Annotated in this window: 13 protein-coding genes; 1 reads left to right on the forward strand and 12 read right to left on the reverse strand. The window is 38.7% G+C overall.

Annotation, left to right across the window (positions count from 1 at the left end):
- Nucleotides 1-80: 80 nt before the first annotated feature.
- The 6 genes from panB to Gferi_RS03375 form a co-directional block, all read right to left on the reverse strand.
- Nucleotides 81-932 carry a 3-methyl-2-oxobutanoate hydroxymethyltransferase gene (gene panB / locus Gferi_RS03350; protein WP_083273341.1) on the reverse strand — a complete coding sequence of 284 codons (852 nt, stop codon included), beginning with the start codon at nucleotides 930-932 and terminating at the stop codon, nucleotides 81-83.
- A gap of 63 nt (nucleotides 933-995) precedes the next feature.
- Nucleotides 996-1,763, reverse strand: a complete 768-nt coding sequence (locus Gferi_RS03355) for an IclR family transcriptional regulator (protein ID WP_069974272.1) — start codon at nucleotides 1,761-1,763, stop codon at nucleotides 996-998.
- A 271-nt stretch (nucleotides 1,764-2,034) separates the two neighbouring features.
- Nucleotides 2,035-3,216, reverse strand: a complete 1,182-nt coding sequence (locus Gferi_RS03360) for a M24 family metallopeptidase (RefSeq protein WP_236932682.1) — start codon at nucleotides 3,214-3,216, stop codon at nucleotides 2,035-2,037.
- Nucleotides 3,217-3,275: 59 nt separating this feature from the next.
- Complete coding sequence (locus tag Gferi_RS03365; RefSeq protein ID WP_069974273.1) at nucleotides 3,276-4,832, reverse strand: BCCT family transporter; 1,557 nt, start codon at nucleotides 4,830-4,832, stop codon at nucleotides 3,276-3,278.
- Nucleotides 4,833-4,967: 135 nt separating this feature from the next.
- Complete coding sequence (locus Gferi_RS03370) at nucleotides 4,968-6,557, reverse strand: L-serine ammonia-lyase, iron-sulfur-dependent, subunit alpha (protein ID WP_069974274.1); 1,590 nt, start codon at nucleotides 6,555-6,557, stop codon at nucleotides 4,968-4,970.
- A gap of 42 nt (nucleotides 6,558-6,599) precedes the next feature.
- A complete protein-coding gene (locus Gferi_RS03375; protein WP_069974275.1) occupies nucleotides 6,600-7,865 on the reverse strand; it encodes a peptidase in 1,266 nt (421 codons plus the stop codon).
- 392 nt (nucleotides 7,866-8,257) lie between these two features.
- On the opposite strand from Gferi_RS03375, the gene Gferi_RS03380 reads away from it, so the two are divergent.
- Entirely contained in the window at nucleotides 8,258-10,120 is a 1,863-nt protein-coding gene (locus tag Gferi_RS03380; protein ID WP_069974276.1) for a sigma 54-interacting transcriptional regulator, read from the forward strand.
- Between the two features lie 124 nt (nucleotides 10,121-10,244).
- On the opposite strand, the gene Gferi_RS03385 is transcribed toward Gferi_RS03380, so the two are convergent.
- The 6 genes from Gferi_RS03385 to Gferi_RS03410 all read right to left on the reverse strand — a co-directional run bounded on the left by Gferi_RS03385 (nucleotide 10,245) and on the right by Gferi_RS03410 (nucleotide 16,452).
- A complete protein-coding gene (locus Gferi_RS03385) occupies nucleotides 10,245-11,183 on the reverse strand; it encodes a hypothetical protein (RefSeq protein ID WP_069974277.1) in 939 nt (312 codons plus the stop codon).
- Between the two features lie 369 nt (nucleotides 11,184-11,552).
- Nucleotides 11,553-12,221 carry a GntR family transcriptional regulator gene (locus Gferi_RS03390; protein ID WP_069974278.1) on the reverse strand — a complete coding sequence of 223 codons (669 nt, stop codon included), beginning with the start codon at nucleotides 12,219-12,221 and terminating at the stop codon, nucleotides 11,553-11,555.
- Nucleotides 12,222-12,245: 24 nt separating this feature from the next.
- A complete protein-coding gene (locus Gferi_RS03395; RefSeq protein WP_069974279.1) occupies nucleotides 12,246-13,325 on the reverse strand; it encodes a TRAP transporter substrate-binding protein in 1,080 nt (359 codons plus the stop codon).
- A gap of 69 nt (nucleotides 13,326-13,394) precedes the next feature.
- Nucleotides 13,395-14,573: a M20 metallopeptidase family protein gene (locus Gferi_RS03400; protein WP_069974280.1), complete on the reverse strand. Its 1,179-nt coding sequence runs from the start codon at nucleotides 14,571-14,573 to the stop codon at nucleotides 13,395-13,397.
- 38 nt (nucleotides 14,574-14,611) lie between these two features.
- Complete coding sequence (locus tag Gferi_RS03405; RefSeq protein WP_069974281.1) at nucleotides 14,612-15,880, reverse strand: TRAP transporter large permease; 1,269 nt, start codon at nucleotides 15,878-15,880, stop codon at nucleotides 14,612-14,614.
- 2 nt (nucleotides 15,881-15,882) lie between these two features.
- Nucleotides 15,883-16,452 (reverse strand): TRAP transporter small permease, encoded by a 570-nt coding sequence (locus tag Gferi_RS03410; protein ID WP_069974282.1) that lies wholly within the window; start codon nucleotides 16,450-16,452, stop codon nucleotides 15,883-15,885.
- Nucleotides 16,453-16,536 lie beyond the last annotated feature (84 nt).

The following is a 16,536-nucleotide window of genomic DNA, read 5'->3' on the forward strand; positions in this document are numbered from 1 at the left end:
TAGAGTGCTTGACAATATGTAAAAATAAGCAACCCCGGCAAATAATATTACTTGCCGGGGTTTGATTGTTTTTATTTCTATTATTCAAACTCTTTAAACATCTTCTCGAAATCTTCCATGCTGTCTTTCGCATGATATACATGCTTGTCTTCAGGGAATCTTTCATTTTTTACATCATCCACATATTCTTTGAATGCGTTTGTAATAACTTCTGCTACACTGGCATATTTCTTAACAAATTTTGGTGTAAATGCTTGGAACATTCCCAACATATCGCCGCAGATCATTAACTGTCCATCACATGGAAGTCCTGCACCGATAGAATATACAGGAATGCTTAATTTTTTAGCGATAAATTCCGTTAATTCCGGCGGTACTGCTTCTAATAATAAGGCCCGGGCTCCTGCTTCCTGTATTTGAATGGCATCTACGATTAATTCCCTGGCACTCCCAACATCTCTTCCCTGCGCCTTAAAGCCTCCCTGCTGCCCTGAACTTTGCGGCGTTAATCCGATATGTCCAAATACAACGATTCCGGCATCACTGATTGCCTTAATTTTGCTGATTACCCTTCTCCCGCCTTCTAGTTTGATTGCATCCATATCTGCCTCTTTTAAAAAGCGGCAGGCATTCACTACAGCGTCTTCGTCAGATACCTGATAGGAACCAAAGGGCATATCTCCAACGACAAATGTGTTTGGCGCACCTCTCCTTACGGCCTGGCAGTGAGAAATACAATCATCCATCGTTACCGGAACCGTTCCTTTATAACCCAATACAACCATTCCCAAAGAGTCTCCTACAAGGATCATGTCCAATCCTGCCTGTTCTGCAAATGAAGCCATTGGGAAATCATATGCTGTAATCCAAGTTGCCTTCTCTCCCTTTTTTTTCATTTCCTCAAGATCAAGAATCGTCTTTTTCTTTACCACTTCAATCTCTCCCTTTTAAATTATTTTTTATGTAAGCTAGAGGGCATACAGCTGCCTCCTGCTCTATACCGAGGTTTTAACATATCCCATTTTTCGCGATACTTCCTGGGTGAATTCTATCAGAGAAGCGCTAATCTTTTTACGGAATTCCTCTGTCATCCTGGATGCAGGCCCGGATACACTGATAGCTGCAAAAGCCTTTCCAAAGTGATTAAAAATAGGTGCCGCTATACAACTCAATCCCATTTCAAATTCCTCAGATTCTTCCGCATACCCGTTTCCCTTTGTATCCTCTAAATACTTCAGCAGCCTTTCCCTGTCACATAAGGTGTTCTCCGTAAATTTCTTGAAATTCATTCTTTCGATAATCGCATCTGCTTCATCTTTTGGAAGGCTCGCTAAAATCGATTTCCCTACTGCCGTGCAATAAAGCGGAAGACGACCTCCAACCATTGTGCAAATTCGCATCGAGTGTGAACTTTCAACCTTTTCCAGATAGATGACAGAAGTATCATCCATCGCTACCAGATTCACCGTTTCCCCATACATACTCACTAATCTTTCCAGATAGGGAATAGCGATCCTCCTTAAATTGGAATTAACTTTTGTGCCCAACCGGAACAGCTCCAGTCCTAGTCTGTATTTACCTGTCTCTTCGTTCTTTTCCAGCAACCGATAGGCTTCAAGTGTGGCGATTAAACCAAAAGTAGTACTTTTGTGCAATTCCATGATTTTACTGACTTCTGTCACTCCCAGCTCTTCATGATTCTCAAAACATTTAAGAATCTGGATGGCTCGACCTACCGATTGAATCATTTTATCATTTTCCATTTTCACATTTACCTCTCATTAATACATTTGTTCTATATAGTCGTACAACGTTATGTATTATCGTACAATCGTATTATACCATAATATGGTTTTTCTGTTCAACATATTTTCTGAAAATTTTATACATGCATTATAAAAATCAGCTAGTTCCTTAAACAAGCTTTGCAATAGAAAATCAGATATCTAATCCTAGAAATACTCATCTTATCTACAAATAAGCAAATTCAGGAGATATCTGATTTCATTTTTATGAAAAACTTATAGAGAAAACTTATTTGACAAACAATTTCCTTGGGAATCTGGTTATTGTTTCACAGCCTTTTTCGGTAACCCTCAAGGTTTCCGTAATTGCTACCCCATAACCATCCAGCCACATTCCAGGCATCATATGAAATGTCATATCCGGTTTTAAGAGAGTCATCTCTCCCGGCTTGAAATACGCCGTATTTTCCGTCCATACAGGAGGATAGCTCAAACCCACTGTATACCCCATTCTTGATTCTTTTTCCAAACCATACTTATTAATCGTTGTCTGCCATGCCCTTTCTACCTCTTCGCAGGTTATGCCCGGTTTTACTGCAGATAAGGCCGCGTTTAACCCTTCTACTACTACTTTTGCTGTTTCTTTTACTCTTTCTGGCGGTTCTCCGATAAAGATGGTCCGTGTCAGCGGCGCATGGTACCGTTTATAACATCCTGATAATTCCATATATATTAACTGGCCTTTTTGATATTTTCCTTCTGTAGTCCAAGAGAAGTGGGCTCCTGCTGTCCTTTCTCCAGCAGGCATAATGGGTGCTAACGATGGATACTCTCCGCCATACACACCTGTCCCTTTTACGAGGTCACTATAAATTTCCGCTGCTACATGACATTCTCTTACACCGGCTTCAATCCTCTCAATGGCATTATACATGGTTTTTTCTACAATTCTTGCCGCAATCTGCATATATTCCAGTTCTCTAACTGATTTTGGTCCTCTTATCCAGTTTACTAGTGCAGTAGCATCTTTAAATACTGCATCGGGCAAACTTTTTTCTAACTTTTTATACCAATGTGCGTTAAAATAGTAGGCATCGAATTCTACACCTATTGTTTTATCTTGAAGTCCTTTTTCTTTTAAAAGATCTCCTATAAAATCCATTACGTGCAATACTTTTGGCTCCCACAAATATTTATCCGGATAAGCGGTTACATTTTCTTCTGCCATCCAGGTGGTTTCTGTTGCACAATACAAATCTTGCAATCTCACGATACATACCGGCTCCTCCAGGCTTGTTGCCACAACTATGCCTTGCGGCACATAATAGGACATTGCATCATATCCCGATACATAGTTCATATTTGCAGGATCTGTTATCAGCAGTACTTCTATTCCCTGTTTCTCCATACTTGCCTTTACTTTTCTTACCCGTTCTTGATATTCTGCTTTTTCAAAAGGTAGCATCTTCATATTCCTTTATCCCTCCTCATCTATTCTGCAATCCATAATTCCTAAGTATATGGATTTTTTTATTTCCTTATATTATGGATCCACGCTTTATCTTCATCGATCATCTTCTTAGCAGCATAAATGGTTATAAATTGTACAAATATGATAGGGATTCCCATAAGCCCGGAGACAACCTCCAATGGAGCTAGCCCGCCTATTCTCATTAATACCAATGCAAAAACTGAAATCATAAAACAGGTAATCAGGCGTACATTTTGAGAAGGCTCATTTTTACTCATATCATCTGTACTTACATAAGCGGCAATAGTATAAGTTGTAGAATCAAGGGTCGTAATTAAAAATACCATTGTAACAAAAAGGAAAACTGACATAGCAACATACGGCATTGGTAATGAAGCAAGAACTTCTCCGATAGCAACCAATGACCCTCCTCCATTTTGTACAATATCTAGCACAGGGACAGCACCGGTAAGATATCGATTAATACTAAGTCCTCCAAGAATACCCGTTGCTACCCAGGATAAAAACAGCGGAGCAAAGAAATATGTTAATATCATCTCTTTTATTGTTCTGCCCTTTGAAATGGTTGCAGCAAAAACACTATGCAGCAAAGCCCATGTCGCACAATATGCAAACCAAAACACTGTATATTTCTGAATGTAACCTGCACCTGCACCTAAAGAGTTGCTATAAAATGAAATATCAATGTAATTTTTAAGAAGGAAACCAATATTATCTGTAAAATGATTTAGAATAAACACGCCTGGCCCTACCAGTAAAACAAAGATTCCAAACGCAGCTGCAAGATACATATTAAAGGTACTAAGTCTTTTAATTCCTTTTTCGATACCCAAGTATGCACTGGCTGTAAATGCAATGATCCATACAATCGTAATGATTAAAGTTAATCCAAAGGTGATTTTCAATCCGAACATTTTAGAGAGAAGGGTAGTAACAATCGGTGTTCCCAGACCTAAGGTACAACCTGCCCCTGCCACGATGCTGACAAGAAAAAGAATGTCTAAAATCTTCCCGCCTATGCCCTCAGTAAATTTATCTCCTAAAACACAGCGGCATGCTTCAGAAATTCTCAGAAGCGGACGCTTCCGAACATGAAGAATATACCCCATGGCAGGAGCTGACATTACGAAAATTGCAAAAGTTTGAAGACTCCAAAGAAACATGCCGTAAGGATTTCCCCACATGATCGCTTCATTTGACAGAGGTTCAACACCAAAAGGCGAGTTTATAGCAACAGAAGCCCACTGCATCATTCCTGTACGCATGATCGTCGATCCAAGCCCCATAGCGATCAATATCGAGGCGTACTCAAACATACTGAACTGGGGTTTATCATCCGGGCTGCCTAGTACTACTTTTCCATACTTTGAAAATGCAATATAGAACCCAGCTCCAACAAGAATAATCGAGTACCAGATATATCCCCACCCAAAGTTATTTACAATAACATCAAATATTCCATTTAATAAATCCACTGATGAAGACTCATACAATGCAAAAGGTATACATAAAGCAATAATAATAATTACAGACGGCCAAAATATCTTCGAGTCTAGCGAAGCTCCCTTTTTAGAATTACTCACATCAATCATCATTACTTCCCCCTTTTAATTTCTTACTTGGTATTTGTCCATAGGATAGCCCTCTATTTTATATTTTGGACTTAACCTCCTTTCTTCATTTTTCTGCTGGTTTATTTAAAGACATTATGCCTTTATATTTACCAGCTGTTATACACTGCAGTTTGCGTTGAATTCCTCTAATGCCCTGCCTGCAGATTTTGTGATGCATAATCCGCCTAAGCCGGTGCACCTATGCTCTCTAGGCATTAAACGCCCTACCTCCATCATGGCGTTGATGGTTTCATCCAGAGGTATATAGGGATCAAATCCATTCAACACCATATTCGCAGAAAGAATTCCATTTACTGCTGCCATAGGATTCCTGCTAACGCAAGGTATATTGCCAACACCTGCTACAGGATCACAAATCAGCCCAAGAATGTTTTGTAAAGCCAATGAAGCTGAAGAAAATCCTTCTTCAACACTTCCGCCCAGTAATTGAACAACTCCTGCTGCTGCCATACTGCTGGCAGCACCATTCTCAGCCTGGCATCCACATACTTCTGCAGCAAAAGTTGCCTGATGATCAATAAAAACACCAATCATCCCAGAGGCTAATAGCCCTTTTGCTATCGCTTCATCGGATAATTCCATTTGATCTCCAACAGCAACAATCGCTCCCGGAATAACTCCGCAAGAACCGCCGGTCGGTGCCGCAACAATTTTCCCTCTGCAAATGTCGTACTCCATTACGGCAGTTGCCCATACCATAACTTTGTTTAACATTCCCATATCAACCATCTTTGCATTTTCTTTTCTCATATTTTTGTCAATAATCCCTGCCTTTGAGGTTAAAAAGCCCCGCTTCTCAAAATTTCCCTCAATCCCTTTCAGTGCAGATGCTCTCATAACCCTCACGATGTGGATCATCATTTCAATAATTTCATTTCTGCCTTTACCGCTAATTGCTTCTTCATAATCGCATGCCAGTTCCCATAGGGTACTGCTCTTCGTTTTTGAATATTCAAGCGCTTCTTCAGCATTCATAAAAGGAACGCTGCAAAGGTTTTTCTTTACCACAGGCAAGACAGGCTTTATGTATTTTACGAGGAGTACCCCAGGCAAACCCTTAAATTGCTTTAGTATTTCATGAGATATTTCCCTGTCTAATTTGATATCTATTAGAATCTTATTTTCATCTTCTTCCGTTCTGATTTCATAATCCATATTCGATTTTTCAAGTAATATCTTTATTTCTGCCAAAACTTCCATTTTTTCTGCCATTACAAGAATGTCAATACAGTCACCCTTTAAAGACAAGGGAAAAGTATCATATTTTGTTATCTCAAACATCCCGCCACCGGTTGAAGCTGTCTCAATGCTTATTTGTTTACCGCTTTTTCCTGTAATGTTCATTCTGGCAAAATTGGGATGTATATCACCCTCTATGTTTTCTATTTTAAAGGTCACTTTTACGTTCTTTTCTTCTGCAGTTTTAAGGGACTGTTTAATGTTTTCATCAGACACGTCGATTCCTAACACGCCTCCGATAAATCCATAGTTAGAACCTTGTGCTTTGTAGGTTGCTGCATATGACCCATTGCAGTCAAATATAATTTCAATTTCTTCTACTTCGTCATCCAACAGCATATTTGCGACTTTTCCGATTCGCGCTGGTCCGGCTGTATGTGAACTTGATGGCCCAATCATAACCGGTCCAAAAACTTCATTAAAAATACTGCATGGTTTTTTATACATGTTATCCCACCCTTTTATTTATTAACTTCTATTGATTAACCTCTACTGTTCATATCCGCACCAGTCTAATATAGTACATGCAATGACTTTCGTCGCCTCCATCAATTTCTCCACTTCCACGTATTCATTTGCTTTATGGGCTGTTTCTCCAGGTCCCGGTCCAAAAATAACCGTAGGTGTATTGCCATACCTATTTAAAGCGCCTGCATCCGTTCCCCAAGGTGTTCCAACTACAACCGGCTCACTCCCTTTAACATATTTGTAATTATCATTTATAGCTTTTACAATGGCATGATCTCTATCTACGCCACCGGAACTGATACAGAAACCATACCACTCGATTTTAGGCATATGTTCTTTTAGCCAGTTATCTTTCTCCGAAACTTCATATACTGCATCTTCCAGATCTTTGCGTGCTTCCCGTATTTCCTCATCGGGTGAAACACCCATTCTTCCTTCTATGATTACCTCATCCGGTACACTCGTCGGAAATACGCCCCCTTTAATCGTTCCAATATTCACAGCAAATGGAACTGCCATATGCTGGTACAACTCATGTTTTTTAAGTTTAACTCTTCTTGCTTCAAACTCATCCAACTTTTGTATGATTTTGCTGGCCTTACTGATTGCATTAATTCCTAAGTATGAAGTTCCTGCATGGGCTGCCAATCCTTTTACTGTTATTCTAAACCACATAGCCCCCATCGACACCGGACATACCTGTAAATCGGTCGGCTCGGAAACAATAGCTCCATTCGCTTTATAACCTCTGCTAATCGCTGATAAAGTTCCTCCACCTCCTGTTTCTTCTCCGATTACGCTCTCTATAATCACATCCCCTTTTAGTTTTATTCCAGAAGCTATGATTGCCTTTACTGCCATGATATTGGCAATGATGCCGCCTTTCATATCTGAGGCTCCACGTCCGTATATTTTTCCATCCTCCAATTTACCGCTCCACGGACTATCATCCCAATCATTATCTCCTTCAGGCACAACATCTACATGTCCATTTAATAGAATTGATTTTCCTCCTCCTTTTCCTTTTAACACACCCACAACATTCGGGCTCCCGTCAAAATGATCTCTAGCTGCTAAAAAATCCGGATTTATCTCCATTTCATCCATCGTAGGCTCCCATATATCTACATAAAAAGATAATTCTTTAAGCATTCTCGAAACATAGGCCTGCGCATCTTTTTCTTCTCCCGTGACACTAGGATACCTGACAATCTCTTGTACCCTTGTAATGATTTCATTTTTACTGTTTTCAATCATTTTTAATACTTGCTGTTTTACATTGTCCATATCATACGCTCCTTTCGCCACCTGCAATAAACAATAAAGCAAGATCTATTCCAAAAATAAAAAATTCTTTAAAGAAAGATTTTCCTGGGGACAGCCCTTGTGTCTGCCCCTACGGTCTTGGATGGATAAGTAAGCTTTCTCAGTCACAGATCTATAATACATTTAATTCAACAATGAATTATTTTTCTCTTCATTCTTTATTTGGCTTTGTATTCAGACAATTCATAAGTGAATGAATAATTCACTTATGAATTATTCTTCAAACCACTGATATTTACTTATTTCGACAGTTTTCTAGGATTACCTGTCTCTTTAACAAAAGAGGAATAGCATCATCTTTGGAGAATATATGTATCATACGGAAATGCAGCAAACTAAGGGAGGTATACGTTTTGATCGCAAGAAACCTAAAACCCTTCAGTGTTAAAAATATTCACTCAAATATAACGATAGGCGATATGATAAAGACATTTAGAGAAGAGACTGCAAAATATGCTGTAGTTTATGAAAATGAAAAAATAAAAGGGATCATTACTCAAAATGAATTATTAGATGCATATCTTTGCGGACGACACTTGACGGAAAGCATTAAAGATATTGTAAATGACCATGTTTGCTTTGTGGAAAACAGCTGCCCTTTAGACAAAATAGCAAATATATTGAAAGAAACCCCAACGATGCATATTATTGTAGGAGATAAAAATAAAGAAGCAAAGGGAATCATAACAAATGAAGTTGTGCTGGCCTGTTTTTATGCAGAAATAAAGAAAAGAATCTATACCTTTAGAAAAGAGAAAAAGAAAGCAGAAAACCATGGTCATGAATATATTTTTGATGATAAGAAGTTAACGATAACTGAATTAATTGATCATTTGGATCAAATAAATCTTTGGAACAAAGAACTGGATCAGGCATTTGAAAACTCACCCAATGCATTTGTTATTTTAGACGGAAAAGGTAATACCGTAAGAGTCAATAAAGAATTCGAAAATATTACAGATATAAAAAAGGAAGAGGTTACAGGAAAGAACGTAAAAGAAATGGAAGAAAAAGGTGCCTATAATCCATCCGTCGGTGTTCTGATTTTGAAAGAGAAACGTAAGATTTCTATCATTCAGAAATTGCAAAACGGCAAAGAAGCTCTGGTTACAGGCATACCCATCTATGATGAAAACGGAAACATATTTAGAATCATCATTAACTCTATAGATTTTAAAGAGTTAAATATCATCAATCAGTATTATGCAAAACAAAAAGAAAGAAATGTCATACAAGCAAAAGCTGAGGATGTAAAGATTATCTACGAAAGCGAAAGCATGAAAAGAATCATGCAGCTGACAAATGAATTGAAAAATATAGACTCCACTCTACTGATCACCGGTGAATCCGGTGTAGGAAAAGGAGTTATCGCAAGATATTTGCACCATAACGGCATAAGAAAAAAAGAAAGAATGATAGAGATTAATTGTGGTGCAATTCCTGAATCCTTACTGGAATCTGAACTATTAGGTTATGAAGCAGGTGCTTTTACCGGTGCTAAGAAAGGCGGAAAGCCGGGATTAATTGAGCTGGCAAATAAAGGCACTCTTTTCCTAGATGAAATAGGTGAAATGCCAATGCAGCTGCAGGTTAAATTGCTGCAGGTTATTCAGGAAAGACAAATTAACCGTGTAGGAGGAATTAAACCTATCGATATTGATGTCAGAATTATAGCCGCAACAAATAAGGATTTACAGGAAATGGTAAAGAGAGGTAAATTCCGTTTAGATTTATTCTATCGTTTAAATGTCATTCCTATTAATCTTCCATCCTTGAGAGAAAGACACGCAGACATTATCCCTATGGTTGCATTTTTCCTGGATAAATATAATACAAAATATAGTAAAAATGTGAAAATTGGAAAAAGTATATTAAATATGATGTTATCATACGACTGGCCCGGCAATGTGCGTGAACTGGAAAACACCGTAGAACGCCTGGTAGTCACCAACCCTTCAGAGCTTATTGAAAAAGACACTAATAAATCCAACATTTTTAGTTTTCATTTATATGATCATTATAGTACAAATTCAGACTTTATAGAAAAAATCACCCCATTGGAAGAAGCAAAAAGAGGAATAGAAAAAAAACTGATTCAAATGGCCTATAAAAAATACAAAAGCAGCTATAAGGTAGCTGAAATCCTGGAAATCAGCCAAGCCACAGCGTATCGAAAAATAAAGGAGTATATGGACGAAGAACAGACCCTTACATAGGAACAGGGAGAGAGATCACAAATGATCCCTCTCCCTGTTCCTTTCACTTTCCCTTCCTTGAAATCCTTCCTCAATCTTCCCATCCTTTGGGACAGTCCAAGGGCTAAATCAATGTCTGAAAAAACTATGGCCTAGGAATAGAAAGGTCTTCCCTATAGTCGTTAAATACTAATGTATATGGACTCCTATCACACCATTCTTTTGCTATGGAAGCAAATCTAATCTTTTCCTTGATTAAGAAGTTCAGATAGCTTGGATCTCTCCAAGCATTATATAAATCAGCTTCGCTCTTTCCCGGTTCAAACTTAAAGTATACCGGACCACATATTCTTGCAATCTCATCTGCTTGTATATTTCTTTGATGGCCTCCCATGGAATCAACTATACTCATATAGACATCCAATGGCATGTCTACGACACTTCTGATGGATGCAAGCATGGGCAGTGATAAATCTGCCAGCGGATTAAAGCTATCTGCCCCTAACTCTGACAGCAATTTAGCTCCAACGGCATTGGCATGTCCGGCAAAAACCGATACTTTGAATTTTACATCCTGTGGAATAACGCCTTCTTTCCTCATTTGATTTACCAGATACAGGAGCCCCTCATCACAAATCAAAAATCCTCTAATTCCTGCTTCTAAGCAGCGGTCAAATTCTTTTAACCACATATGTAGATTGTCCTGGCCTCTTATTCTCATTCCGGATACATAGCCTTCCGGCGTAGTGTACTGTCTTCCCAGGTCCCAAGCTCGGGTAGGTACCGGATTGATCATTACTTCAATCTTGTTTTCTGCACCAATTTGAGCATAATATTTTAATTCTTCATATTCCAGCAGCGCTGATCCTCCTACAGTGCCTATGATTCTGTGGATCGGCAGGTTTCTTTTTCCGGATTCCTTGACCAATACTTCAAAGTTTTCCGCATTTTCTATACCTGCGATCTCCATTCTGTAGTGCGCCCCACCCTCAAATGTTACTTTTGATGCAGGCAGATCGTATCTGTCTTTTAACGGAAAGTTCATTTTCTCCGTTACGAATTTTTCAATATTCTTCATTGCCATTTGTTAGTCCCCCTATCTTTATAAAGATTCTTCAACTCTTTGAGATTATTCTACAACATTTGGAAGAATAGCGCAATACTTTTTTCTATATTTCGAAATGATTTTCTATATATAGGATTTATTGTTTTTTCTATAGAGCATCTCTTAATTCACATTAAACCATCAGTCTTTAAAAGCTATCTGTCAATACGCTCCATTTACATATATTATCTGTGTTTTTCTATAATGTTTTTTTCTTTTCCAAAAGATTATCTACCTGAACAGAAAAAAGGGATCAAGGTCTCCCTCAATCCGTATAATAGATTTTCTATATTTAAGAAACTAATTCTATTTAATTTTACCAATATCCTTTAACCTTTCAAAACTTAGTTAAAATCTTCCTTTTTTATATGATACAATATGATCTCGTAAAGCTTTTTTACATTTTTCTAAATCCTTACTTCGCAAATGTTTAATAATTTCATAATGGTCCGTTGCCGTAACCAGCAAGTTGCCTGTTTCATTGGTATCATACATCATTGCCATCCTTAACTGAAAAAATATCCTTTCCAAAATCTCAACCCTTCTTTTACTTCCAGACTGTTGCCATATATATCGATGAAATTCCATATCTTTTCCATTAAGCATAATTGCTTTTTTCAATAATTCTCCAGAGCCATTAACGATCGTAACCATATCCTCCACAATGCTTTCTAATGCTTTAAAATCCTTTTCTGATAACTTATTCTCCCCAATCAATCGTTCTAAAATATCATTTTCCAGTAGCAGCCTGATATCAAAAACCTCTTTAATATCTTCAATACTAAACCTCGTCACAAAGGTTCCTTTGCGCGGTACAATCGTTACGATTCCTTCTTTTTCCAGTTCTTTGATGCCTTCTCTCACCGGTGCCCTGCTAATGCCTAGTACTTGTGACACTTCGGTTTCCAGAATATGGTCACCTTCCCTATATACGCCTGATAAAATGGCTTCTTTTATATAGTCAGCAACTACACTGCATAAATTTTCACGCTGATAAGCTCCTAAGCTGCTTTGCATAATTCACCTCCTAGTTCTTCTATATTATTTCGGTTCGATTGCCTTCACTTCCTCTATAAGCTTTTCCAGGATTTCCTTTCCTGCCGCTCCTACCATGCTAACATATTTATCATAGGCTGCCTTACTTGCCTCTCTAAAAGCTTCTCTTTCTGCTGTCGTCAGTTCAACGATCTCAATATTGCTCTTTTCCCTGATCTTATCCAAAGCATTACCATTAAGGTCAGCCTGTACGTCGAAGGAATAGTCTCTTATTTCATCTACGGTCTCCATGATCATATCCTGCATATCTTTTGGCAGTCCATTGAAGAAATCTGGATTAACAGCGGTAGTTGTTACATAGAGGTTTGAGCTGGCCAATGTCAAATACTTTTGCACCTCGTAAAATTTCATCTCTTCGATTGCAAATAGCGGATTCTCTTGTCCTTCGATCATGTTTAGCTGCAATCCACTGTAAACTTCCATATAGGGAACTGGCGTTGGATTTGCACCATATGCCTGATATGCAGCAACGATCATTGGCGAAGGCATGGTTCTCATTTTAAAGCCCTTCCATTTATCAGGTGTATTTACCGCTTTGCCGGAAGTCCACTGCATAGCCCCTTCCGTCCAATAAGCCAATACCTTTATATCCTTTTCTAAATATTTATTGGACAACAGTTCATTAAGGGCTGTACTTGTTTTAAAAATTTCTGCATTTTTGTCCATATCATCGGTAAATAGGAAGTGCAGTGAGAATAATTGGTTTTCAGCAACAATGGTACCCGTATTCCCCGGTGATATTATACCAAATTCTATACCACCATTTTGCAATAGTTCACACTGTTGTGTCGCATCTCCGATCTGCCCCACAGGATAGATTTCGATGTTTACCCTACCATTGGATTTCTTTTCTATAACCTCTTTAAACTTCTTAACATATAGATCCTGCACACTACCATCAATCTCCTCATGAGCAAATCTCCAGGTGTAGGTTCCTCCCGTCGAAGTACTTTCCTGATTATTTTGATCTCCAGCATCCCCAGTTGTCGTTTGTTTCGGCCCACAGCCAGTGGTTAATGCCATCACCAAAACAATAAGCATAATAAATGAAATAACCTTTTTCATTAAGATCCCCCTCTTATTTTTTTATTTTTCAACATTCTTGATTATAGAATGCCGATAAGTCCAGACTTTTTAATCATTTAAAAAGTGTAAAACCGTTCTTACATGCATTTCCACGCCATACTTCAATGTTTCTTCGTCAATATTAAACATCGGGTGGTGATGGGGATAATGGGTGTTTTTGTCAACGCTTCCTGTACCAATAAAGTAGAAAGCACTGGGTACTCTATGGGTAAATTCTGCAAAATCTTCTCCAGCCAGACATCGGTATGCAATCACATTTTGATCCGTTCCGTAGGTTTCTGAAGCTCCTCTACTTACATATTCCATCATTCTTTCATCATTCATCAGCGATGGATTGCTGGGTATATATTTCAGATAGTACTGTACGCCAAAAGCTTCACAAGTTCCTTTTATAACCCTTTCAAACTTGTTTAAAAGAATATCTTTCTCCACCTTTTCGTTTTTGAACAAAAATCGTATGGTTCCTCCGATATCCACCTGGTCTGCGATGATATTCCGCCCACTGCCGCCATGGATCTTTCCAATCATAATCGTAATTGGCAGCAGCGGATCTATTTCCCTGGTTTGAATGGATTGTAATCCCTGCACAACACTGGCAGCTGCTAAAACCGGATCTATGGCTGTATGCGGTGCAGAAGTATGTCCTGCTTTTCCAATAATACTTACCTCAAACTCCTCAGTGGCCGCCATGACCGGTCCGCCAGCCAAGCCGATTTTCCCACTTTCAATAGGTGTCCAAAGATGTAATCCGAAAGCTGCATCTACCTTTGGATCTTCCAGAATTCCTTCATGGATCATATCTAAGGCCCCGGCCGCTTCCTCATTGGGCTGAAAAACAAATTTAACATTCCCTTTCATACTGTTTTTGTGCTTAGATAAAATTTTAGCTGCAATCAATAACATGGCCATATGTCCATCATGTCCACAGGCATGCATAATCCCTTTGTTTATTGATTGATAGGACACTCCTGTCTTTTCTTCTTGGGGCAGTGCATCCATGTCCGCCCTAAGAAGCACGGTTTTTCCTTCCACATTGCCTTTAAGTACCCCTACTACACCGGTTTTGGCAGCCTTTCTTACATCTAGGCCCAATTCTTTTAAATAATCATAAACGACTTGGGAGGTCCGATATTCCTCGTATCCCAGTTCAGGATGCATGTGGAAGTCCCTGCGCAATCTGATTAATTCATCATATAAAGATTCTATTTCCTTTTTGATATCCGACATAATTTTTCACCTTCAATTAGTTTTTAATCTTTTAACACTTATGATATTAGCAACAAAGAAATCTGCGGGAACATAATGATCAAAACAGAGATGATAATCAACATAATCATATAAGGAGGTATTCCCTTTACTACTTTCAGATAGGGTCTATCGAATATGGCACAGGCTGTAAAGATATTACACCCAAAGGGCGGAGAAATAGAGCCGATAGCCGCTTGCAATGTTATGATGATCCCTAAATGAATTGGATGAATACCCGCTTTTACAGCTAATGGATAGAAGATTGGAGTTAAGATAATGATGACCACAATGGAATCCACAAACATACATCCAACAAAGTAGAATATAGTGACCATCGCTAAAATCTTAAGAGCAGAAGGGCTCGGTCCTAGCAGTGCAGTTGTAATCATCTGGGGGATCTTCGCATAAGATATTGCCCATGAGAACAAGGATCCTGCTGCTACCAGAATAAACACTGCAGCGGTTACAACAGCTGTGGATAGTGCAATTTGTGGAAAATCCTTTGGTTTGATCGTTTTAAATAGAAACAGCTCTAAGATCATTGCGTACAAGACGGACACTGCAGCGGCCTCTGTAGGACTGAAAAACCCGGAATATATGCCCGCAAAAATAATTATTGGAAAACCTAGAGGTGCCATCGCTTCTCTAATGGCCTTTATTCTTTCTGTCCAATTCAGTTTTAACGTTCTGGGAATATTTTTTCTTTTTGCATGAAAATAATTAAAAACTGCAAAGAATAGCAATATTAACAGCCCAGGAATAACGCCGGCGATAAATAGATCTCCAACAGATGCTCCTGTCACCACACAATACATAATCATGGAAATACTTGGTGGAATCAATAAAGCGATAATTGCAGAACTAATGATCAGTCCAATGGTATCTTCATCGTCATATCCTATATTCAGTAGTCTGCTGCGCATAGGTTTACCGATGGCAACGACGGTTGCCTGGGTGGAACCTGAAATGGCTCCAAACAACGTACAGGTAGCAGCCGTCGTAATGCTCATACCCCCATGAATATGTCCGACAAAAGTTTCAACAAAATCTAATAACCGTTTTGCGGTTTGCCCCGCACACATAATGTCGGCCGCAAAAATAAACATAGGCACTGCCAAGAGAACAAAAGGTTGCACCCCTGCAATAATCTGCTGTGTCGCAAGCAGCGGATTGATGTTTGGAAAATACATAATCAACACAACAAGGGGTGCAATAATCATGGGTATAAGCATAGGAAAATTCAATAAAAGTAAAATAACCATGATACTCATTAATACAGAAACCATTCTTACACCTCCTGATCCTTTCCACCTGCGCAAAGACTCACGCTTTCTTCTGTTTCTTCATTACTGCCTCTGGCGGTCATTTCACTGGATATATATACATCCTTTTCCTTTATATTTACGATGAATATTCTGGCATATTCAATAGCGCCTAGAAAGAACCCGATCGGTACAACTGCTATAATTAGATACATAGGTATTCTTAGTGCCGGCGTAACCCTTCCCAAAGATTGTACCTTTAGTGTATACTGTAATCCAAGGTACGCAAGATAAAACATAGAAACAGATGTTACACTGGAAATTACATACATAAATATTTTTTTGTACTTATCACTCAGCAGGTCAAATACAGCGGACATACTAATGTGTCTTGCCTTTCTAGCTCCATATCCGACCCCCATAAAGGTCACAATAATAACCAGGGACTGCCCAACTTCTTCAGCAAAAGTCCAGCTGCTGTTAAATAAGGATCTGCTGATAACACTTCCGATCAAGACTATGGCCATAAGGATGATCGAGTAGCTTAAAACAATTTCTTCAAATTTAGATAAGGTTTTGTTAAAAAATTTATTCATCTTTCCCCCTCCTTTTCGCTGAGGATCAGCATGTAGGGATTTCTTAAAAGAGGATACCAGATCATTTCCCTTCTTGGAAACCTT

Origin of the sequence: Geosporobacter ferrireducens, from assembly GCF_001750685.1 — a bacterium.
Lineage (GTDB): Bacteria > Bacillota > Clostridia > Peptostreptococcales > Thermotaleaceae > Geosporobacter > Geosporobacter ferrireducens.

Excerpts from the sequence above, each read along its gene's own strand:
- Gferi_RS03390 (WP_069974278.1), bottom strand. The coding sequence starts at position 12,221 with ATGCAAAGCAGCTTAGGAGCTTATCAGCGTGAAAATTTATGCAGTGTA.
- Gferi_RS03370 (WP_069974274.1), bottom strand. The coding sequence starts at position 6,557 with ATGTATAAAAAACCATGCAGTATTTTTAATGAAGTTTTTGGACCGGTT.
- Gferi_RS03365 (WP_069974273.1), bottom strand. The coding sequence starts at position 4,832 with ATGATGATTGATGTGAGTAATTCTAAAAAGGGAGCTTCGCTAGACTCG.
- Gferi_RS03400 (WP_069974280.1), bottom strand. The coding sequence starts at position 14,573 with ATGTCGGATATCAAAAAGGAAATAGAATCTTTATATGATGAATTAATC.
- Gferi_RS03385 (WP_069974277.1), bottom strand. The coding sequence starts at position 11,183 with ATGGCAATGAAGAATATTGAAAAATTCGTAACGGAGAAAATGAACTTT.
- Gferi_RS03395 (WP_069974279.1), bottom strand. The coding sequence starts at position 13,325 with ATGAAAAAGGTTATTTCATTTATTATGCTTATTGTTTTGGTGATGGCA.
- Gferi_RS03375 (WP_069974275.1), bottom strand. The coding sequence starts at position 7,865 with ATGGACAATGTAAAACAGCAAGTATTAAAAATGATTGAAAACAGTAAA.
- Gferi_RS03360 (WP_236932682.1), bottom strand. The coding sequence starts at position 3,216 with ATGAAGATGCTACCTTTTGAAAAAGCAGAATATCAAGAACGGGTAAGA.
- Gferi_RS03410 (WP_069974282.1), bottom strand. The coding sequence starts at position 16,452 with ATGAATAAATTTTTTAACAAAACCTTATCTAAATTTGAAGAAATTGTT.
- Gferi_RS03355 (WP_069974272.1), bottom strand. The coding sequence starts at position 1,763 with ATGGAAAATGATAAAATGATTCAATCGGTAGGTCGAGCCATCCAGATT.
- Gferi_RS03405 (WP_069974281.1), bottom strand. The coding sequence starts at position 15,880 with ATGGTTTCTGTATTAATGAGTATCATGGTTATTTTACTTTTATTGAAT.